Origin of the sequence: Aurantiacibacter arachoides, assembly GCF_009827335.1 — a bacterium.
GTDB lineage: Bacteria > Pseudomonadota > Alphaproteobacteria > Sphingomonadales > Sphingomonadaceae > Alteraurantiacibacter > Alteraurantiacibacter arachoides.
The window spans coordinates 877,590-896,803 of sequence record NZ_WTYH01000001.1; the positions used below are offsets into that span (position 1 = coordinate 877,590).

General features: G+C 66.2%; 17 protein-coding genes. 5 read left to right on the plus strand and 12 right to left on the minus strand.

Translation table 11 applies throughout. The annotated features are described in order from the left end of the window. Nucleotides 1-101 precede the first annotated feature (101 nt). The 6 genes from GRI62_RS04335 to radC all read right to left on the minus strand — a co-directional run bounded on the left by GRI62_RS04335 (nt 102) and on the right by radC (nt 7,370). On the minus strand, nt 102-764 hold the full coding sequence (locus GRI62_RS04335) for a phosphoribosylanthranilate isomerase (RefSeq protein WP_131452173.1): 663 nt from the start codon (nt 762-764) through the stop codon (nt 102-104). A 45-nt stretch (nt 765-809) separates the two neighbouring features. Beyond that, entirely contained in the window at nt 810-1,484 is a 675-nt protein-coding gene (pyrF, locus tag GRI62_RS04340) for an orotidine-5'-phosphate decarboxylase (protein WP_131452174.1), read from the minus strand. Nucleotides 1,485-1,492: 8 nt separating this feature from the next. Further along, nucleotides 1,493-2,014 carry a LapA family protein gene (locus GRI62_RS04345; protein ID WP_131452175.1) on the minus strand — a complete coding sequence of 174 codons (522 nt, stop codon included), beginning with the start codon at nt 2,012-2,014 and terminating at the stop codon, nt 1,493-1,495. An 86-nt stretch (nt 2,015-2,100) separates the two neighbouring features. Continuing rightward, on the minus strand, nt 2,101-3,411 hold the full coding sequence (purB, locus tag GRI62_RS04350) for an adenylosuccinate lyase (RefSeq protein ID WP_131452176.1): 1,311 nt from the start codon (nt 3,409-3,411) through the stop codon (nt 2,101-2,103). Between the two features lie 98 nt (nt 3,412-3,509). Next, a complete protein-coding gene (locus tag GRI62_RS14515; RefSeq protein WP_234027366.1) occupies nt 3,510-6,452 on the minus strand; it encodes a class I SAM-dependent DNA methyltransferase in 2,943 nt (980 codons plus the stop codon). A 216-nt stretch (nt 6,453-6,668) separates the two neighbouring features. Further along, on the minus strand, nt 6,669-7,370 hold the full coding sequence (gene radC / locus GRI62_RS04360; protein WP_131452177.1) for a RadC family protein: 702 nt from the start codon (nt 7,368-7,370) through the stop codon (nt 6,669-6,671). 70 nt (nt 7,371-7,440) lie between these two features. Here radC and GRI62_RS04365 point away from each other — a divergent pair, with 70 nt between their 5' ends. The 3 genes from GRI62_RS04365 to GRI62_RS04375 are packed head-to-tail and all read left to right on the plus strand — an operon-like array spanning nt 7,441 to nt 11,363. Next, the gene (locus GRI62_RS04365; protein WP_160731809.1) at nt 7,441-10,707 is read left to right on the plus strand and encodes an intermembrane phospholipid transport protein YdbH family protein; all 3,267 of its coding nucleotides are present in this window, start codon (nt 7,441-7,443) and stop codon (nt 10,705-10,707) included. A gap of 47 nt (nt 10,708-10,754) precedes the next feature. Further along, nucleotides 10,755-10,946, plus strand: coding sequence for a YnbE family lipoprotein (locus tag GRI62_RS04370; protein WP_131452179.1), 192 nt, complete (start codon nt 10,755-10,757; stop codon nt 10,944-10,946). A gap of 24 nt (nt 10,947-10,970) precedes the next feature. Further along, a complete protein-coding gene (locus GRI62_RS04375; protein WP_131452180.1) occupies nt 10,971-11,363 on the plus strand; it encodes a YdbL family probable chaperone protein in 393 nt (130 codons plus the stop codon). A 35-nt stretch (nt 11,364-11,398) separates the two neighbouring features. Here GRI62_RS04375 and GRI62_RS04380 read toward each other — a convergent pair whose 3' ends face one another. Together GRI62_RS04380 and GRI62_RS04385 are read right to left on the minus strand one after the other, a co-directional pair. Further along, on the minus strand, nt 11,399-12,397 hold the full coding sequence (locus tag GRI62_RS04380) for a polysaccharide deacetylase family protein (RefSeq protein ID WP_131452181.1): 999 nt from the start codon (nt 12,395-12,397) through the stop codon (nt 11,399-11,401). Nucleotides 12,398-12,452: 55 nt separating this feature from the next. Beyond that, nucleotides 12,453-14,132: a HAMP domain-containing histidine kinase gene (locus GRI62_RS04385; protein WP_131452182.1), complete on the minus strand. Its 1,680-nt coding sequence runs from the start codon at nt 14,130-14,132 to the stop codon at nt 12,453-12,455. Between the two features lie 220 nt (nt 14,133-14,352). Between GRI62_RS04385 and GRI62_RS04390 the strand changes: the two genes are divergently transcribed. Both GRI62_RS04390 and GRI62_RS04395 read left to right on the plus strand, forming a co-directional pair. Continuing rightward, nucleotides 14,353-14,817 carry an Lrp/AsnC family transcriptional regulator gene (locus tag GRI62_RS04390; protein ID WP_131452183.1) on the plus strand — a complete coding sequence of 155 codons (465 nt, stop codon included), beginning with the start codon at nt 14,353-14,355 and terminating at the stop codon, nt 14,815-14,817. Further along, the gene (locus GRI62_RS04395) at nt 14,814-15,686 is read left to right on the plus strand and encodes a glycosyltransferase family protein (RefSeq protein ID WP_131452184.1); all 873 of its coding nucleotides are present in this window, start codon (nt 14,814-14,816) and stop codon (nt 15,684-15,686) included. Before GRI62_RS04390 ends, GRI62_RS04395 begins: the two co-directional genes overlap by 4 nt. On the opposite strand, the gene GRI62_RS04400 is transcribed toward GRI62_RS04395, so the two are convergent. The 4 genes from GRI62_RS04400 to aroQ form a co-directional block, all read right to left on the minus strand. Further along, nucleotides 15,650-16,825 (minus strand): glycosyltransferase family 4 protein, encoded by a 1,176-nt coding sequence (locus GRI62_RS04400; protein ID WP_234032761.1) that lies wholly within the window; start codon nt 16,823-16,825, stop codon nt 15,650-15,652. The genes GRI62_RS04395 and GRI62_RS04400 overlap by 37 nt on opposite strands. Next, on the minus strand, nt 16,822-18,171 hold the full coding sequence (gene accC / locus GRI62_RS04405) for an acetyl-CoA carboxylase biotin carboxylase subunit (protein ID WP_131452185.1): 1,350 nt from the start codon (nt 18,169-18,171) through the stop codon (nt 16,822-16,824). Before accC ends, GRI62_RS04400 begins: the two co-directional genes overlap by 4 nt. Continuing rightward, nucleotides 18,171-18,680: an acetyl-CoA carboxylase biotin carboxyl carrier protein gene (gene accB / locus GRI62_RS04410; protein ID WP_234027367.1), complete on the minus strand. Its 510-nt coding sequence runs from the start codon at nt 18,678-18,680 to the stop codon at nt 18,171-18,173. Before accB ends, accC begins: the two co-directional genes overlap by 1 nt. Nucleotides 18,681-18,769: 89 nt before the next feature. After that, nucleotides 18,770-19,204 carry a type II 3-dehydroquinate dehydratase gene (gene aroQ / locus GRI62_RS04415; protein ID WP_131452186.1) on the minus strand — a complete coding sequence of 145 codons (435 nt, stop codon included), beginning with the start codon at nt 19,202-19,204 and terminating at the stop codon, nt 18,770-18,772. Nucleotides 19,205-19,214: the final 10 nt, after the last annotated feature.

The following is a 19,214-nucleotide window of genomic DNA, read 5'->3' on the forward strand; positions in this document are numbered from 1 at the left end:
CTGAGGCCGGGTTGGTGCAGCCCGGCTTTCCAATTTCGACGTGGCTAAGAGAAAGTCGGTCCTTCGACAAGCTCGGGGTGAGCGGGGGAAGGACCGAATGCCTAGACCTGGGCCGGCTGTGCCTCGCGCGCAGCCTGGCAAAAGGCCTTGATCCGCCCGATATCCTTCACGCCGCGCTCGCTTTCCAGCCCGCTGGAGGCATCGACCAGCGGCGCGCCGGTGTAGCGGATGGCGTCGGCCACGTTATCCGGCGTCAGCCCGCCTGCGAGGCCCCAATCCATCGCGTGGCGATAGTTCATCAGCAGCCGCCAATCGAGCGTCAGGCCGTTGCCCCCGGGCAGGGCGCCCGCACTTGCGTGGGACGGGGCATCGTAGATCACCCGGTGCGCGGCATCCTTGAACCGTTCCGCCCGTTCCAGCGTGCCGCGGTCCTTCAGGCCCACGGCCTTCCACACCTCCAGCTTGGAATTGTCCTTGATGAGTTTCAGCCACTCCACCGTCTCGCTGCCGTGCAGTTGCAGCACGTCGGGCTCGATCGCCTGGAGCGCCAGCGCGGTGGCCTTGGGATCGAGGTTCACCGTCAGCAACACCGCCTTGACGTGCCGGGGCAGCCGCTGGCGCAGCTTGGCGGCATCGCTGATGGCGATGTGGCGCGGGCTGTCGGGGAAATGGACGAGGCCGATATGGGTGGCCCCCGCCTCCACCGCCGCATCGACGGTTTCGGGCGTGGTCAGGCCACAGATCTTGATGAGGGTTTCGGGCATGACGTGCAGATAGACCGAAGCGACGTTGGCGCAAGCCCGGCGCGGCTAGAGCGTGCCCTCGATCTCGCGCGCGGCGGCGAGGGGATCCTCCGCGCGGCTGATGGGACGGCCGATGACGAGCACGGAGGCCCCGTCATCGCGTGCCTGGCGAGGGGTGACGACGCGTTTCTGGTCGCCGGTTGCCCTGCCGCCGGGGCGCAGGCCGGGGACGACGAAGAAACCCTTGCGCCACTGGTCGTGGACCGCCTTGACCTCGTGGCCGGAGCACACGATCCCGTCCAGCCCGCTGGCCTCGGCGAGGTCGGCCAGCCGCATCACCTGATCGTGCGCGGTGCCGGAAACGCCGGTGCGGCCCAGCGCGGCGTCATCGAGGCTGGTCAGCACGGTCACGGCGACCACCTTGCAGTTCTCTCCCGCCGCAGCCTTGGCATCCTCCATCATCGCGCGTCCGCCGCTCGCGTGGACGGTGACGATGGCGGGTTCGAGCACGTGGATGGCCTGCATCGCGCCGGCCACGGTGTTGGGAATGTCGTGCAGTTTGAGGTCGAGAAACACCGGCAACCCCAGATGCGCGATCTCGTGCACGCCGTGGTGGCCGTGGGCGCAGAAGAATTCCAGCCCCAGCTTCACCCCGCCGATGTGGCCCTTCACCTTCTGGCACAGTGTCTTGGCCGCATCGAGCTGCGGCAGGTCGAGCGCCAGATAGACGGGGTTGGCCATCGCGCTGCCTATTCGCCCGGCGCGCGGTAGGTGCCGGGGGTGCCGATGGCTGGCCCAGTGCTGGCTGGCCCAGTGCTGGCGGGCGGGTTGCGCTCCGCCGTGTCGCGCACACCGTCGCCGTCGCGGTCGACCGGCGTGCGTGGGTGCGTGCCCTCGATCCCGTCCGCCGACGCCGTGCTGGTGACGGTGCCATAGGGGGTGGGGCCATCGGGGGTGAGCGGGTGGCGATCGGCGCGATCGGGCACGCCGTCGCCATCGCTGTCATGCGCGACTGGCGTTACGGCAGCGGTGCGGGCGGCGCTTTCCAGGCTGGCGACCTTGCGCTGCAACCGCCACTTGCTGCCGCGGAAATACAGCCACATCGGCACGAAACCGATCAGGAAGCTGACGATCACGATGGCCGGAATCTTGGTATCGACCACGATGCCCTGCCAGATGCGGACGGTGACCGTGGGATCCCAGTTGGCGATGGAGAACAGCAGCAGCGCCACCAGCAGCAGCACCCATATTACGGTTCTCACGATTTGCATGGCGGCGTTCCTTCGGGTCGTTTGTCGGACGGGATGCTAGGCAAATGCGCGAGACTTGAAAAGGGGGCCCCTCGCGCAGCGGCGCCTCAGGTGAAGACGCGGTCGAACACCGTATCGACGTGCTTGAAATGGTAATCGAGGTCGAACTTTTCCGCCAGCTCAGCCTCGCTCAGCGCGGCGGTGACCTCCGCATCGGCCTTGAGCAGGTCGAGCAGCGACAGCCTGCCGTCGCTTTCCCACACCTTCATCGCGTTGCGCTGCACCAGGCGGTAGGCGTTGTCGCGCGTGATGCCGGCCTGCGTCAGCGCCAGCAGCACCCGCTGCGAATGGACGAGGCCGCCCATGCGATCGAGGTTGGCCTGCATCCGTTCGGGATAGACCAGCAGCTTGTCGATCACGTTCGTCAGCCGCGCCAGCGCGAAATCCAGCGTGATCGTGGCATCCGGGCCGATGAAGCGTTCGACGCTGGAATGGCTGATGTCGCGTTCATGCCACAGGGCCACGTTCTCCAGCGCGGGGAGGGCATAGGCGCGGATCATGCGGGCCTGGCCGGTCAGGTTCTCCGTCAGGATCGGGTTGCGCTTGTGCGGCATGGCGCTCGATCCCTTCTGGCCGGGCGCGAAATATTCCTCTGCCTCCAGCACCTCGGTGCGCTGGAGGTGACGGATTTCCACGGCCAGCCGCTCGATGCTGGAGGCGATGACGGCGAGCGTGGAAAAATACATGGCGTGCCGGTCGCGCGGGATGACCTGCGTGCTGACCGGCTCCACCTCCAGCTCGAGCTGTTCGGCGACATAGGCCTCCACAGCTGGAGCGATGTTGCCGAAGGTGCCCACCGCGCCGCTGATGGCGCAGGTGGCGATTTCGGCGCGGGCGTTCACCAGCCGGCGGCGGCACCGGTCGAACTCGGCATAGGCCTGTGCCAGCTTGAGCCCGAAGGTCGTGGGCTCTGCATGGATGCCGTGGCTGCGGCCGATGGTGGGGGTGTACTTGTGCTCCTTTGCCCGGCGCTCGATAGCGGCGAGCAGGCCGTCCATGTCCTCCAACAGCAGGTCGGTGGCGCGGGCGAGTTGCAGGCTGAGCGTCGTGTCCAGCACGTCGGAGCTGGTCATGCCCTGGTGCATGAAGCGCGCCTGTGGCCCCACCTGTTCGGCCACCCAGTCGAGGAAGGCGATGACATCGTGCTTGAGCACGGCTTCCTTGGCATCGATGGCGGCCACGTCGATACCGGGGTTGGTCTCCCACCACGCCCACAGCGCCCGCGCCGCGTCCTGCGGCACGACGCCCAGGTCCGCCAGCTTCTGCGTGGCGTGCGCCTCGATCAGGAACCAGATCTCGTACTTCGCCTCCGGCTCCCAGATCGCGGTCATGGCGGGGCGGGCGTAACGGGGGACCATGGGAGACTCCGGGGCAAGGTTTCGGCGGGTTTCGCGGTAGGGCGGCTATGCGACCGGGGGCCGGATGGCAAGGTGGGGGTGGGAGGAGTGTGAGCGGTTCATCCCTCGCGCTGGCGCTTGCGGGCGGTGCGCCGGTTGGCCTTTTCCGCGCCGGACAGCGGGTTCACCAGTTTCTCGTAGAGCCCGAACAGGTGCTCCACCCGGTCGCGGTCGCTCTCGAACGGCGCGCGGCGGTAAAGCCGGTCCACGGCCACGTCGAGCGCGGCGTGGGCGCGGCGCAGGTTGGCGGGCATGGTGTCGGGGTCATAGAGATCGGCGAGGCTGGAGGTCGGGTGCGCGGCGCGGGCGTCGAGCACGGCTTGGGCGAGGGATTCAATTTTCTCGCGCTGGGTGGGGGTGGCTTCGGGCCAGGGGAAGGTGTTGTAAACTACTCCGACCGAATACATATAATCGGACTTCATCCGTCCTGTAATCGCTCGCATCCAGGCCATGTGCATCGTGCTGGTGACTATCGAGAAATCCCAAAGTGTTGCATCGACAAGAAGGCGCAACTTGTCACTCGGGATAGTCGGGGGTTGCAGCCAACCTATTGGAGCATATTCCCTGCGCTCAGAACTTACTTGAGGAATGGCTAGGAAAGGTCGTTCTGGTATCACTGTAACGTGATACTCCAAAGGCGAGGCCGCTAAACTTGCAGCAGAGCTTCCAGACTTCGCTTTCGTGCCATTCGGCTTTCCTTTCGGACCAATTTCCGATTGTCGAAATCTGCGGACCAAATCGAGACGCGAAGTAAGTTCCTTAGACGCGCGGATTTTGGCGGGTTCGGCGGTCTGGAGAGACAATATCCAACGCTGACCGTCGTTGATGAATTCGCTTGCACCGAGATATGGACGGATGAAGCTGACAATCTCGGGTTCTGCGACGGCGATGGCCGCTCTTTCTTGTGGTCCTAAAGTTAAATACCCGCCATCAAGGGGTTTGCTTCCCGTAATTAACTTTGCCGAGCCGTTAATCGGCTGAGACACGCTCGCGACGACGAGATGTCTGTCCGCTCCCTTTGCATCGAAGAGATATGCCGTCAGCGCCCCATGCCGGCTCTCGACCGGGTCGCTCTTGATATCGGGATAGGAGAACAGCCGCTTCTCCGCCGGCTCGAAATCCCGATGCGTCAGCCCGACGATTACCACATGAACATGCGCCTTGCCCCGCGCTTCGCTGAACCAGTTGAAGGTGCGATGGGCAAAGGCGATTTCCAGCCCGTAGCGGTCGAACAGGATGGGCCAGAGCTGCGCCACCTGCTCACCCTGCGTAATCGAATTGGTCGAAACGAAGGCGATGCGGATGCGCCGATTAGCCCTCGCCCCTTGAGGGGAGAGGGTTGGGAGAGGGGACGGGCGCGCGGCTTCCCCCTCTCCCTCCGCCCCTTCGGGGCTCCCCCCTCTCCCCTGAAGGGGTGAGGGTATCATGCCATTTACGTACTGCCCCGCCTTCAAAAACCACGCCGCCACGTAGTCCAGCGTGCCGCCGCTACCGCCCAGCGCGGCGATGCGGCGGACCTGCGCGCGCTGGTCGGCGGTCTGGAACTTCGCGCCCACGAACGGCGGATTGCCCATCACGAAGCTGCACTGCTCGGCGGGCAGCACCGTGTTCCAGTCCACCTCCAGCGCGTCGCCGTGGCGGATGGTCGCGCCTCCGGTCAGCGGGATGCGGGCATAATTGAGCCGGAAGGCCTCGTTGATGGCATTGTTGGCGATGTGGTCGGCCATCCACATCGCCACCTCGGCGATCATCGCGGGAAATTCCTCGTATTCGATGCCGTAGAACTGGTCGACCGTGACGCGGGTCAGCAGGGCGGCGTCGATGCGCTGGTCGCCATACAGCTCCTGCAGGCACTCCAGCTCCAGCTGGCGCACCTCGCGGTAGGCGATGACGAGGAAGTTGCCGCAGCCGCAGGCCGGATCGAGGAACCGCATCCGCGACAGCCGCGCCTGGAATTCGAGCAGCGACTTTTCCCTGGCCGTCTTGCGCGCCTTCAGCGTCTCCAGTTCCTCGCGCAGCTCGTCCAGGAACAACGGGCCGATCACCTTGAGGATGTTCGCCTCGCTGGTGTAATGCGCGCCTTTCGCTCGCCGCTCCTTGGCGTCCATCACGGACTGGAACAGGCTGCCGAAGATCGCCGGACTGACAGACGACCAATCGTGGCGGCAGGCATCCAGCAAGTCCTCGCGCATCTTCGCGTCAAAGATCGGGGTGCGCAGGTTCTCGCGGAACAGCCTGCCGTTGACGTAGGGAAACTGGTTGAGTTCGCCCGACAGATTCGCCTGTCGCTGATCCTCGGGCGTGTCTAGCACCTCGAAAAGTTCGTTGATGACCCGGCCTACGTTGCTGCCGTCGGGCGCGGTATCGTTCTCGATCAGCTGGAGGAAGATGTCCTTGGGCTGGAAGATGCCGGTATCGTCCGCGAACATGCAGAACAGGAGCCGGACCAGAAACCGTTCGAGATTGTGGCCGGTGTAGTTGTTGGCCTCCAGCGCGTCATGGATACGCCCCATCAGCTCGGCGGCCTTTATGGTGACCGATTCCTGCCGCTCGAAGCTGACCCTGCGGCCCAACATGAAGTCGAACGCCTGTACGTGCTTGTGCAGGTCTTTCAGGCTGAACTGCAACGGATCACCGCCGCCGTCACGGTCACGCAGTACCCATTTCTGGAAGTCGCAGGTCAGGATGAAGCGCGGTTGCTCGGTAGGATGGATGCCAACAAGGTAGTCGAGCGCCTGGGTCTCCGCCTTCTTCAGGTCGAGGTTGCTGCTCTTCTGTTCGACAAGCAGGGTGCGCGGCCAGAACAGGTCGACGAAACCCTGCCTGTTGTCGAGAAGTGTGACCCTCCGCTCGTAGTCCGCCACCGTCCGGCGACGGATGCCGAACACCTCGAAGAAGTCGTTGTAGAAGCTCTGCGTCTCGCCCTTCTCGTAATGCGCGTCCTTCCACTCCTCGCTGAAGGCCCGCGCACGCCGCGCGATCTCGTCCCATCCCAGTCGCATAAGATTGCCCCTTTGCCCGCCTTCCTAACGCCCCCCGCCAACCCCGCAAGCCAAAGCCCTTTCCTACAGCGCGGTGCCCGTGCTGCTTCGCCTGCGCTCTTTCAGATCGTCCGGTGCCCGCGCTCCGTGTCCTTGCAGCTCCGGCAGGGGCGCGTCTGTATCAGCTTCGTCAACTTGGCGCGCCGGGGCGTCGGTGCGATTCGGCGGGGGAGGGGCCTACATCACCCCCTTGGCGCGCAGGCTGACGTGCCCCTCGCGCCCCACGATCACGTGGTCGTGCACGGTGATGCCGACGTGCCGGCCGGCCTCGGCGATGGCCTGGGTGATGCGGATGTCGGCGCGGCTGGGTTCCGGGTTGCCGCTGGGGTGATTGTGGACGAGGATCAGCGCCGACGCGCCCACGTCCAGGCCGCGGCGGATCACCTCGCGCGGATGGATCGCGGCCTCGTCCACCGTGCCATCGCCCACGTGGTGATCCAGCACCAGGCGGTTCCTGGTATCGAGGTAGAGCACCCGCACCCGCTCGATCGTCAGGTGGGCCATGTCGATGGCGAGGTAATCCAGCAGCGACTGCCAGCTGCCCAGCACCGGCTTGTTGGTCAGTTCGCTTTTCGCCATGCGCCGGGCGACCAGCGCGGCGATCTTGAGCTGGGCGATGCTGGCGTCCGACACGCCCTTTACCTGGCCGAGCGCGCCCGGCTCTGCGTTGAGGACGCCTGACAGGGTGCCGAACCGGGCAAGCAGGGCCTTGGCCATCGGCTTCGTGTCACCCCGCGCCAGCGCGCCGAACAGCAGGTATTCCAGCACTTCATAATCGGCCAGCGCCTCTGCAGCGCCCGACAGCAGTTTCTCCCGCAACCGCGCACGATGGCCCGCGCCAGAGGGCGGCTGTGGCGATTTATCGGCCTGTTCCGCCATGCGAAGTTCATCCCCCGTGTACCATCCCGCATTGCCTTTGCGGCCCGGGTCGCGCAAGTGTCGGGATGCGATGGCGCAGGATGAAGCTCTGACAGACGAGGCTCGCCCGCGCGGTCGCAAGCGGTTGTTCGCACAGCGTCTGGGCATCGTGCTGCTTATCGCGCTGGTGGTGGCGGTAGCCTGGGCCTGGAACCAGCGCGTCACTTTCGCCGACGATGCCATCGAACAGTTCATGGCCGAAAACGATATTCGCGCGACCTGGACGACCGAAATCATCGGACCTGACGAGCAAGTCATCACCAATCTCGTCATCGGCGATCCGGCCAGGCCGGACCTCACCGTGGAGCGGGTGGAGATAGCCACGCGGCTGCGCTGGGGCCTGCCCGACGTGACCGCGCTGCGGCTGGTGGGCCCGCGCATCTACGGCAGCTATCGCGGTGGCAGGCTGAGTTTCGGCGATCTCGATCCGCTGATTTTCCCGGAGGAGACCGGCCAGCCGTTCGAATTTCCCGCGCTGGACCTGTTTGTCGAAGACGGGCGCGGGCTGCTGCTGACGGATTTTGGCCGGGTGGGTTTCAAGCTGGCGGGGGGAGGTCACCTGCGCGGCGGGTTCACCGCCGAGCTTGCGGCGATTTCCGAAACGATCGATCTGGGTGCCTGCGGTATCGAGCGGCCCACGCTTTACGGCACCGTGTCCATCGATGCGGAGCGGCCACGCTTCGATGGCCCGGCACGCTTCGGCAGCCTTGCCTGCCCCGATAGCCGAGTGGCGATCGCCGACGGCACCGTCGTGCTGGGCGTGCAGGTCGATCGCAATCTGGAGGACGTGGAGGGCGACTACCGCCTAGCGCTGGGCGATACTGCGTTGGCTGGCGTAACTGCCTCGTCACTTGCCGGGGAGGGGCGCTTGTCGTGGCGCGACGGCGATCTTGCCGCGCTTTATGACCTTGCGGCGGCGGATGTGACCACCTCTTCCGCGCGAGCGGGCGGCCTGACCCTCGAGGGGCGGGTGCGGACAGCGGACGATCTCGCCCGCATCGATGTAGAAGGCGAGGTCGCCGGCCGGGGCCTGGCCCTTGGCCCCGACCTCGACGCAACCATTGCCGGCGCGGCGGACAACGCTCGCGGAACACTGCTCGAACCGCTGCTGAGCCGCCTCGCCCTGAACCTGGCGAGAGAGCTGCGTTCGAGCAGCCTTGCCGCCACCTTCGATGCGCGGTCCACACGCGACCTGACCAGCATCACCATTCCCGAGGCGCGGGTGCGTGGCAGCGGTGGGAGCACTATCGCCTCGCTATCGCGCGGGCAGGTCACGCTTGGCGCATCGGGCCTGCCGCGCTTCGCCGGCAATTTCACCACCGGCGGCGAGGGATTGCCGCAGATCACCGGGCGCATGGAGCAATCCGCGGGTGGCGCGCTGGCGATGCGATTGGCCATGCGCGAATACGCCTCGGGCAATTCCCGCCTCGCCATCCCGGTGATGAGCGTGCTGCAAGGCGCGGACGGGCGGGTGGCGCTGGACGGGCGGGTGCTCGCCAGCGGACCCTTGCCTGGCGGGTTTGCGCAAGGGCTGGACCTGCCCGTCGACGGCACCATCGCGCCTGACGGTTCGCTGGCGTTGTGGACCGGTTGCCGGCAGGTGCGCTTCGAACGGCTGGCGTTCTCCAACCTGGAACTGAACCGTCAGTCGCTTATCCTGTGCCCGCCGGGTGGACGCTCGATCCTGGCCTACGACCGCGGCGGATTGCGACTGGCTGCGGGCGCGACCGCGCTCGATCTCTCCGGTCGGCTGGCGCAGACGCCCATCCGCGTGCGCAGTGGGCCGGTCGGGGTGGCCTGGCCGGGCGCGCTGGTGGCGCGCGATCTCGACGTTGCGCTTGGCCCCGCCGAGCGAGCCCAGCGTTTCCAGATAACCGATCTACGCGCTGATCTATCTGCCGGGGGTATTGGCGGCGATTTCGCTGGTGCCGACGTGTTCCTAGCCAGCGTCCCGCTCGACGTGCTCGGCGCGAGCGGCAACTGGCGATATGCCGGCAACCGGTTGACGCTGGAGGGCGCAAGCTTCGGGCTGGAGGACCGGCAGGATGCCGACCGCTTCGAACCGCTATCCGCCGAAGGGGCCAGCCTGACGTTGTTCGCCAACCGGATAACCGCCGATGCGCTGCTGCGGCATCCGGGCAGCGGACAGGTGGTGACCGCGGCGCATATCGAGCACGATCTGTCCAGCGGCACCGGCTTTGCCGACCTCGATGTTCCCGGGCTCGCCTTTGTCGATGGTGCCTTCCAGCCGACCGACCTGACCCGCCTGGCGCTGGGCGTGGTGGCGAATGTCGAGGGCACTGTGCGCGGCACGGGCCGTATCGACTGGAGCAGCGCGGGGGTGACGTCCACGGGCCGGTTCTCGAGCGACGCGCTTGACCTTGCCGCTGCGTTCGGGCCGGTGAAGGGTGCCAGCGGCACCGTGGTCTTCACCGACCTGCTCGGCCTGACGACCGCTCCCGACCAACGCATCCAGGTTGTCAGCGTCAATCCGGGCATCGAGGTCTTCGACGGCGAAGTTGCCTTCCAGCTCATCGATGGCGAACGTATTGCGTTGAGCGGTGGGCGATGGCCGTTCATGGGCGGCATGCTCACCCTGCGCCCGGTCACCATCAACCTCGGCGTGGACGAAACGCGCAACTACGTGCTCGAAATCGACGGGTTGGAGGCGGCGCAGTTCGTCGAGCGGATGGAGATCGGCAACCTCGCGGCAAGCGGCACGTTCGACGGCGTCATCCCGCTCGTGTTCGATGCCGACGGCAATGGCCAGCTGATCGGGGGCCGTCTGGTGTCGCGCCCGCCGGGGGGCAATGTCTCCTACGTCGGCGAACTCAGCTACGAAGACCTCTCGTTCTTCGCCAATTATGCGTTTCGGACGCTGCGCGACCTGCAATATGATCGCATGGAGGTGCTGCTCAACGGCTCGCTGACCGGCGAACTGGTGACCCGGGTCAACTTTACCGGCATCAGGCAGGGTCCGGCAGCGGAACGCAACATCGTCAGCCGGATCATCGGCGATCTGCCCATCGAACTGCGGGTCAACATCCGCGCGCCCTTCTACCGGCTGCTCAATTCCGTCCGGTCGCTCTACGATCCCACGGCCGTGCGCAGCCCGCGTTCGCTCGGGCTGGTCGGCGCGGATGGCGAGGTGCTGCGCGAGGTTGTCGACCAGGATGCCGTCGACGAACTCGACGAAGAAGCCGAGCGCCAGGCCGAATGTGACCTGCTTGGCGGGGAAGCCTGCGCAGAGTTAGACGAAGCCGCTATTCAGCCTCAGGAAAGCGAACCCATGCCATGAATGACGCCAGTTTGACGTACCGTGCCCGAAGCGCGCATATTGCCGCGATGAACGCGGCGAAGCGGATAAGGGCCGTGATGGTGATGGCGACGGTTGCACCGCTCGCCGGGTGCATTACCTTGGAAGCGCCTGACGAGCCCATCGTGATCGAACTTAACATCAGCATCACGCAGGAAGTGATCTATCGTCTGGCGGAAGATGCCGGCACGACGATCGACGAGAATGCCGAGATTTTCTGATCCGGCGACAGGAGTTTGGAAGCGATGAGAACGACCACGAAACTACTGCTGAGCGCGCTGGCGCTGGGCATCGGGACGCTCGGCATGGTGGCGACCCCTGCGCTGGCGCAGCGTAACCCGGCCTATGCCGCCGCGCGGTCCGCTGGGCAGGTGGGTGAGAAGATGGACGGCTACCTCGGCATCGTCGGCGCAGCGACCCCGGCGCTGCGCGCCATGGTGGACGATATCAACATCCGCCGCCGCGCCGTCTATGCGCAGCAGGCACAGGCCAACAATGCCACGCTGGAAGAATACGCCTTCACCGCAGGCTGCCTCGCCATCCAGCGCACTTCACCCGGAGAAATGTATCAGGCCCCCAACGGAAGCTGGGTGCAGCGCGGCAGTGGCCCGGCACAGCGCGATCCGCGTTGTCCGTAAGCGGTTTGAACGTCGCGTAGGACGACCCCGCTGCCTCAGCGTTCCACTGCGTTCATGACGTCCGTCACACTCGACGGTTTGACGCCGCGCTGCTGCAGATAAGTGAAGATTCGTCGCCACCAGTCGTACAGTGTGTCGAGATCGTCCTCTGTCCGCACATAAGGCGTGTCACCGGGGCGCAGGGACGGGCTGTGGAACGAGAACATTAGCAAGGGCGCGCCATCGTCCAGCGCCATGTCGATCCCGCGGATCGCCTCCTCCACGCTGACGCCCTCTGGCGTCAGCGGCACACGTTCGAGCAGGCCGACTCGTGCCAGCAGACCGCGAAGCGCGGGCACGCGCCACAGCGCGGGATAAAGCCAGTCCCCCTGCCGCCGCAGCATCCCCCAGAAGGCGGTGGTAAGCGGCAGTTCGAGCAAGGTGCGCTCGTCATCCAGCCAGTAGGGCGCGACCGGGTGCGGGCGATAGTTGGGGCCGCCCGCGCTCGAGTAATCGAACTTGGGCCGCACCGAACTGTCCACCGCGATGCCCTGTCTGCGCAGGATGTCGGCGGTGTTCTGACCGGCACCGTACCGGCCGGCACGGTAGATCAGCGGGGCCATGCCGAACCTTTCCTCGATCGTCGTGCGCAGCGCCTCGATCTTGCGCTCTTCCAGCGCGGGAGGCAGGTTGCCGGCAAAGGAATTGGCTTGGTTGACCTCTTCCTCGAACGGCGGATTCACCCATGGGTGCAGCTGGACGCCGATCTCCGCGCGGCCGTCTGCCAGGGGTTCGCGCAGGATGTCTGCCGCCAGCCGGGCGTTGGCGATCGGCCAGTCGACGAGATAGACCGGCACCACGCCTTCGTGCTCGCAGAATTCCTGGAACTTGGAAAGCCTGCCGACGTGCTCGATGCCGTGGGTGTCACGGGTCAGCGGCTTGTCCCAGTCGAACTCCTCCTCAGTATCGACGGTCAGCACATAGCGCGGGATCCGGTCACGGAACCGGGCGAGGCTTTCGCGCGGTGGCGGATCAAGAATGCTCCGCGACGCCAAACCCGGTCTCCTCTTTGCGATGGATCGAAACCGAACCGGGCGTGTGTGTTTCCGGTCAGTTTCGCGCTCGGTCGTTTCCCGCGCTTAAGCTCTGTTCCTGCCCGGTCAAGGATGGAACGACAAGGGTAACTTGATCTTTGTCGCACTGGAGAGCGCCGCCAATCGCGGCCGCCTCTGCCCGGGCGAGCCGGAAGGCGAATTTCGGCCCGAACATCCCGGCACTTACGGCGCCCCGGCGCGAGGGTCCGCGATCCGCCGCAGTGCTATCTACCAGTCCGGAAGGACAATCGATCCGCAGCTGGACTGTCGCATCCTGCCGGTCTAGGCGTATTGTGATTGTCTCACCCGGGGCCATCGCGCTTGCAGTGGTGGCGAGCAGGCGCCAGGCGAGTGACAGGGCATCTCCGGGTGCGAGCGGCACCAGGAAAGGCCCCTCCATCACTTCCAGCACGAAGTCCGCGCCCCGCGAATGCAAGACGTTCTGCAACCGCTTCACGGTATCGCCGATCGCCACGTGGAAATCACTCGTGCCAGGTTCAAGGGTGACCGCGCCGGCCTCCAGTTTCACCAGCCGGTCCATTTCGTCGAACCCTGCCAGCAGCTTTGCCGCGTCGACAGCGATGCCGGCGGCATGGGCGCGGTATTCATGAGGGGCAGGGCCGAACAGCTGTTGCTGGATGATTTCGGCAAAGCCCTGGATCGCGCCGACGGGCGTGCGCAGTTCATGCAGCACCTGGCGCATCGCATCGCCCTCGCCATCGTCGTTGACTGCGGTGACGGTCCCGGCCGGGCTGCGACAAAGGCGGCCGCGATAGCCGGTAAAGGCGCCGGATGCCTCGTCAAACAGCGGTGCCGCATCGCAGACCCACGCTCCGCTGACGGCGGGAGCGGCGTCGATGGCGATGCGTTCCGCCGACAGCGGCAAGTGAGCCGCCAGCCGCGCACTGGCACGCGCGCTGCGCGTTAGCAGAGTGCCGGCGCGCGGCGCCGCAAGGTCGAGGCCGACCAGCATGGATGCACTCCGCTCGCTGGCCCAGACGACCGTACCGCGCGCGTCGGAGGCGAACTCGATGGCCGTCAGCGGCTCCGCCTCGCGATCGTTCTTCGGCCCGGTGGGAAGCGGCAGGCGCTGGGCAGGGCCAGGGGCAGGAGCAGTGCCCTGCCTGGTCTGGCGAAAGGTCTCGATCCGGCGGAGCAGCGCGCTGATCCCTGCTGACGGCGGCGGCGCCTGGGTGGGCGCCGCGTCGGTCGTTTCGGGGCGCAGCGCGGAATCTTGTCGCCGCCTCTCTGAATCGAGATGGGGCAGGACCATGTCGACAACGCCCAGTTCGGCAAGCTGGCGTCTCACGCGTTCGGGCAGGTCGCGGCGGTGGCGCAAAAACCCGCGGGCGGCGACGGGCAGACGTGGAATAAGGGTCAGCCAGTCGTCCTGCCCCAACTGGGCCGTCGCCATGGCCGCCGCGGCCAACTTGGCCTCTCCGCTTGCCAGAAAGGCAACGAGATCACGGTTGCGCAGGCGCAGGCCGGGCTGACGCAGGATGCGCGACTGGTCCTCTTGCGGCAGTTGCTTCATGAGCTCGCCCAGCCGCGCAAAACCCGCCTCTCGCAATTCGCCCGTCGCCCGGGCGCCTTGACTGCCGAGCAGGTCGAGCAGTTGCCGGAACTGCGTGCGCAGCACCGCGTCGCTCCCGCTGCGCATCTGCAGCACGGTGGCGAGGCGGTCGTCGAACAGCATGGCGGCTCCCGATGCGCGCGCCGGCGGGCGGGCGATGGTTAAGGTTTCGAAAACGCCCTTACAGCCACACGCGACTGCCCGCGCGCGTGCTGCCGGCTGCGTTGCAAAAGGGGACAGTTGCGTGCATAAGGAATAATCGTTCCGCGACGCGCAGCATTACGTCTCGAAAATTTCACCCGGCGCCGATGCTGTTTGTGGATTTCTTCTGGGGGCAAGCACCATGGCCACGCTCGATTCGATCGATCGCAAACTCCTGTCCGAACTGCAGTCGGAGGGGCGGGTCACCAATGTCGACCTTGCCCGCCGGGTCGGCCTGACCGCCCCGCCGTGCCTGCGCCGGGTGCGCGCGCTGGAGGAAGAGGGCGTGATCCGCGGGTATCATGCCGATCTTGACGCCTCGAAACTGGGATTTGCCATCACCGTCTTCGCCATGGTCAGCCTGCGCAGTCAGGCGGAGGAAGACCTGCGCGGCTTCGAGAACCACATCAAGGGCCTGCCCGAAGTGCGCGAATGTCACATGCTGAACGGCGAGATCGATTTCATTCTCAAGATCGTCAGCCGTGACCTGCAAAGTTTCCAGGAATTTCTCACCAGCAAGCTCACCCCCGCGCCCAATGTGGCGAGCGTCAAGACCAGTCTGACGATCCGCACGGCGAAGCACGAACCGGGCGTGCCGCTGGAATGACCGCCGAAGGGGCGGCAGGCGACCAGCGCTGCCCGCTCTGCCTCAACCCCAGGTTTCACGCCCGGCCTCACGCTTTCAAGGAATGCACCCACTGCGAGGTGGCCTTTGCTCCCGAGTGGACGGGGCAACCAGAGGCCGCACGCGCAGCCCTGCTTGCCCACGCGAAGGGGGCGGCGCTGGCCGAGGGTCTTGCCCTGAATGCGGCAGCACGCCGCAACCTCGCCTTTGCATTGGCCCGTGATGCTGCCGGCCACGTGCCGGTGACACTGGCAGCAATCGCACGCACTGCTGAGCTCGCGCAATTCCTTCACGCGACCGAACCTGTCGCCGGCCTGTTCGCCGAGCGGGTGGTGCTGGTGGATGCCGAGCAGCCGCCGCCTGTCGCCAGGAACAGGGTGCGCGTGCTGGCCAAGCCATTCGACGGCGATTTTGCAGCACAGCGCAACAGGCTGATGGCAGAAATCCACACCGACTGGGTGCTGCAACTGGATACCGACGAAAGCCTGACGGGCGAAAGCGCGCGCACCTTGGTCGCGCTGGTGAGCGAGGCGGAGCGGCTCGGCCTGGCCGCGCTCGGCCTGCCACGGCGCAACCGCGTCGATGGCGTGCTGTCCAGCCTCTACCCCGATATCCAGTATCGCCTCTTGCACCGCGACATTCGCTTTGCAGGCAGGGTCCACGAGAGGCCGGTGGTTCCCTTTGCCCGAACCGCCCTGGCGCTTGCCTGCCCTATCGATCATGCTCTTTCGCGGGCGCGCGTGGTGGCCCGAACCGCGCAATACGGGGCAATGGCGGCGGATGCCGCGCGGCCGGAGGACGAAACTGCGTTGCTTCAGCCCATGCCGGCGCGCTGGAGGCAGTTTCTGTAAAAGGTCTCGGTCTCCGTGCCGAGCGAGCCGCGATCGAAGCGGCCCGCCGTGGCCAGGGCACGCTCTCGCCAGTCTGACAATGTCCTTCGATCCTCCAGCAAGTCGCGCAGCACCTCGGCGATGGCCGGCCCGTCGCATCGTGCAGCCAGAATTCCCCCGCCGGGCTCCCCTACGAATTCGCGCGCGGACGGGTCCTCCTTGCAGGCCAGCACCACGCGCCCGAACGCCATGGCTTCCTGATAGACCAGTCCGAAGCTTTCGTAGCGCGACGGGCACAGGACGACGTGCGCCCGTTCAAATTCAGACAGCAGGTCGGCCTGGTCCAGCCGGTGATGGCAGGTGACGTTCGCCAGCGGCACAGATCCCAGATCCGCCGGTGCAATCCCGACGAGCGTGAAGTCGACCGGCGCATCCGCCAGCAGGGCAATCGCTTCGATCACCGCATCGAAGCCCTTGCGCCGTTCCGGCCGTCCAACGAAAAGCACGCGCACCGGACCGGTTAATGGGTCGGGGAACCGCGCGACGCTGGCGCTCCCCAGGAATGCGGGAGACAGGCTGAGGCCCACGACGGCATGAAGTGGCGAAGATGGCGCGGCCACGCCATAGAGCGCGGCGATCTTGCGCCCATGCGCGCGGCTGTTGGATATGATGCCCGCAGAGGCGCGGGCGCCAGCCGCCTCAAGCCAGCGGGCCATGGCCGCATCGAGGCGGTTGCGCAGGGTTGCGCGCTGTTCGACCGTCTCGGCCACCGGGCTGCTGCAACGCGTGACGACCGGGATGGCGGAGCGGGCGAGCGCGGCCAGCGGGGCATACCAGTTCGTGCCCTCGATCACGTCGAACGGCCGTATCGCGTGTTCGCGGCGGGCCACGCGGGCAAAGGCGAGCGGGGCGGCGAGGTGGCCAACCACCGCAAGTTTGCGCAAGCCGCGCAGCAGGGGCGAGAGGCCGTCGGCTGCGCCAACGATCTCAACCGCACCGTCACGGCCGCGCCCGCCGCGATCCAGCGTCAGCACGCGCACGTCATGGCCCAGCGCCGCCAGCGATTGCGCGATCTCGCGCGCGGCAACGGCCAGCCCGCTCTTCTCCGGCGGATAGCTCCAGGTCACCACGCCGATGACCATGGGCCGGTCGGCGTTCACGCCTCGCGCTTGGCGAGCCATTCCTCCAGCCACTTGATCGTGTAGTCGCCACTTATCACGTCGGGCTGGTGAAGCAGTTCGCGGTGCAGCGGAATGTTCGTCTTCACCCCTTCGACGACCATTTCCTCCAGCGCGCGGCGCAGGCGCATCATGCACCGTTCGCGGCTGCGACCGTAGACGATCAGCTTGGCGATCATGCTGTCGTAGTAGGGCGGCACCGTGTAGCCGGCATAGAGCCCGCTATCGACCCGCACGTGCATCCCGCCCGCCGCGTGATAGTAGGTGATCTTGCCGGGGCTGGGCGCAAAGGTGAACGGGTCTTCGGCGTTGATGCGGCACTCGATCGCATGGCCGGTGAACGTGATGTCTTCCTGCTTGCACGACAGCGGCTTGCCGTCGGCAATGCGGATCTGCTCGCGCACCAGATCGAGGCCCGTGATCGCTTCGGTCACGGGATGCTCCACCTGCAGGCGGGTGTTCATCTCGATGAAGTAGAAATTGCCGTTTTCCCACAGGAATTCGATCGTGCCCGCGCCGCGATAGCCCATGTCGGCCATGGCATTGGCCACGATGCCGCCCATCCGCTCCCGCTCTTCGGACGTGATGACGGGGGAGGGCGCTTCCTCGAACACCTTCTGGTGGCGGCGTTGCAGCGAGCAGTCGCGCTCCCCCAGATGGATCGCGTTGCCCTTGCCGTCACCAAAGACCTGGAATTCGATATGCCGCGGGTCGCCAAGGTATTTTTCAAGATACATGGTGTCGTCGCCGAACGCCGCCTTGGCTTCGTTCATGGCCTGCTTGACCAGGGTTTCGAGCTGGTCCTCGCTCGGCACGACCTTCATGCCGCGCCCGCCGCCGCCCGCCGCGGCCTTTGCCAGCACCGGATAGCCGATCTCCGCCGCGATGGCGCGCATCTCGTCAAAATCACTGACCGCGCCGGGGCTTCCCGGCACCAGCGGCAGGCCCAGTGCGCCGGCGGTGATCTTGGCCTGCACCTTGTCGCCCATGGTGCGGATATGTTCGGGCTTGGGCCCGATCCAGGCGATGTCGTGCGCTTCCACGATCTCGGCAAAGCGGGCGTTTTCGGAAAGGAAGCCGTAGCCGGGATGGATCGCGTCGGCGCCGGTGATCTCGGCGGCCGAGATGATCGCGGCGGTGTTGAGATAGCTGTCGGCAGCCGCCGGCGGGCCAATGCATACCGCGTGATCGGCCAGGCGAACATGCATGGCGTCGGCATCGGCGGTGGAATGCACCGCGACCGTCTCTATGCCCATTTCGTGCGCCGCGCGGTGGATGCGCAGCGCGATCTCGCCGCGATTGGCGATCAGGATGCGCGAGATGCCCATCAGGAAACGACAGCGAGCGGCTGATCGAATTCCACCGGATCGCCGTTGTCGACCAGCAGTTGCTGCACCGTGCCGTCACGCGGGGAGACGATTGGGTTCATCACCTTCATCGCCTCGACGATCAGCAGGGTATCGCCCTTCTTCACGGAGTCGCCGACGGCCACGAAATTGCCCGCGCTGGGTTCCGGCGCGAGATAGCAGGTGCCGACCATCGGTGACTTGACCGTGTTGGCGTTGTCGGCGGCCGGGACATTCTCGGCTGCGCCGGCGGCTGCGGGGGCAGCCGGCGCGGCGGGCGCGGGCGCCACGGCCGGCGCCGCGGCGTAGAGCGCCTGGGCGGGTGCGGCAGCGGGCAGACCCCCGCGCGAGACGCGGATACGGCGGTCGCCGTCTTCCACTTCGATTTCGGTAAGGCCGGTTTCGGCCAGCATCTCTGCCAGTTCGCGGACGAGGTCGCTATCGACGCTCATGCCGCCGCGGGCGGTGGCTGGTGCCTTCTTTTCGGGCATGAAGTCCCCATTCCTGTGACGTTCTGATGACGCGTGGCGCTAGAACCGTCTGGCGGGCGTGGCAAGTGCGGCTGACGCCCGCAGGTTGTTCAAAGTTTTGCCGCGGCCTCCAGCGCCAGTTCGTAGCCCAGCGTCCCCAAGCCCGCGATCGAACCCTTCGCCGCCATGCCGACATAGCTGTGATGCCGGAATTCCTCGCGCCCGGCGGGGTTGGAGAGGTGAACCTCTATTACCGGCGTGCGGATGGATCGGATGGCGTCGTGAAGCGCGATGCTGGTATGGGTCAGCGCGCCCGCGTTGAGGATCACCGCCCTGGCCCCGTCGGCCTGCGCTTCGTGCAGCCAGTCGATCAGGTGGCCTTCGTGGTTGGACTGGCGCAGGTCGATCGTCAGCCCGAGCGCGCGACCGCGATCTTCCAGCCGGCTGGCGATGTCGTCCAGCGTATCGGATCCGTAGATCTCCGGCTCACGCATGCCGAGCAGATTGAGGTTGGGGCCGTTGAGGACGAAGACGGTGTCTGTCATGCGCTCTCGA

What these genes read in the sequence shown, in the direction of transcription:
- GRI62_RS04335 (WP_131452173.1), bottom strand. Translation starts at nt 764, where the DNA reads ATGCCCGAAACCCTCATCAAGATCTGTGGCCTGACCACGCCCGAAACC.
- pyrF (WP_131452174.1), bottom strand. Translation starts at nt 1,484, where the DNA reads ATGGCCAACCCCGTCTATCTGGCGCTCGACCTGCCGCAGCTCGATGCG.
- GRI62_RS04345 (WP_131452175.1), bottom strand. Translation starts at nt 2,014, where the DNA reads ATGCAAATCGTGAGAACCGTAATATGGGTGCTGCTGCTGGTGGCGCTG.
- purB (WP_131452176.1), bottom strand. Translation starts at nt 3,411, where the DNA reads ATGGTCCCCCGTTACGCCCGCCCCGCCATGACCGCGATCTGGGAGCCG.
- GRI62_RS14515 (WP_234027366.1), bottom strand. Translation starts at nt 6,452, where the DNA reads ATGCGACTGGGATGGGACGAGATCGCGCGGCGTGCGCGGGCCTTCAGC.
- radC (WP_131452177.1), bottom strand. Translation starts at nt 7,370, where the DNA reads ATGGCGGAACAGGCCGATAAATCGCCACAGCCGCCCTCTGGCGCGGGC.
- GRI62_RS04365 (WP_160731809.1), top strand. Translation starts at nt 7,441, where the DNA reads ATGGCGCAGGATGAAGCTCTGACAGACGAGGCTCGCCCGCGCGGTCGC.
- GRI62_RS04370 (WP_131452179.1), top strand. Translation starts at nt 10,755, where the DNA reads ATGAACGCGGCGAAGCGGATAAGGGCCGTGATGGTGATGGCGACGGTT.
- GRI62_RS04375 (WP_131452180.1), top strand. Translation starts at nt 10,971, where the DNA reads ATGAGAACGACCACGAAACTACTGCTGAGCGCGCTGGCGCTGGGCATC.
- GRI62_RS04385 (WP_131452182.1), bottom strand. Translation starts at nt 14,132, where the DNA reads ATGCTGTTCGACGACCGCCTCGCCACCGTGCTGCAGATGCGCAGCGGG.
- GRI62_RS04390 (WP_131452183.1), top strand. Translation starts at nt 14,353, where the DNA reads ATGGCCACGCTCGATTCGATCGATCGCAAACTCCTGTCCGAACTGCAG.
- GRI62_RS04395 (WP_131452184.1), top strand. Translation starts at nt 14,814, where the DNA reads ATGACCGCCGAAGGGGCGGCAGGCGACCAGCGCTGCCCGCTCTGCCTC.
- accC (WP_131452185.1), bottom strand. Translation starts at nt 18,171, where the DNA reads ATGGGCATCTCGCGCATCCTGATCGCCAATCGCGGCGAGATCGCGCTG.
- accB (WP_234027367.1), bottom strand. Translation starts at nt 18,680, where the DNA reads ATGCCCGAAAAGAAGGCACCAGCCACCGCCCGCGGCGGCATGAGCGTC.
- aroQ (WP_131452186.1), bottom strand. Translation starts at nt 19,204, where the DNA reads ATGACAGACACCGTCTTCGTCCTCAACGGCCCCAACCTCAATCTGCTC.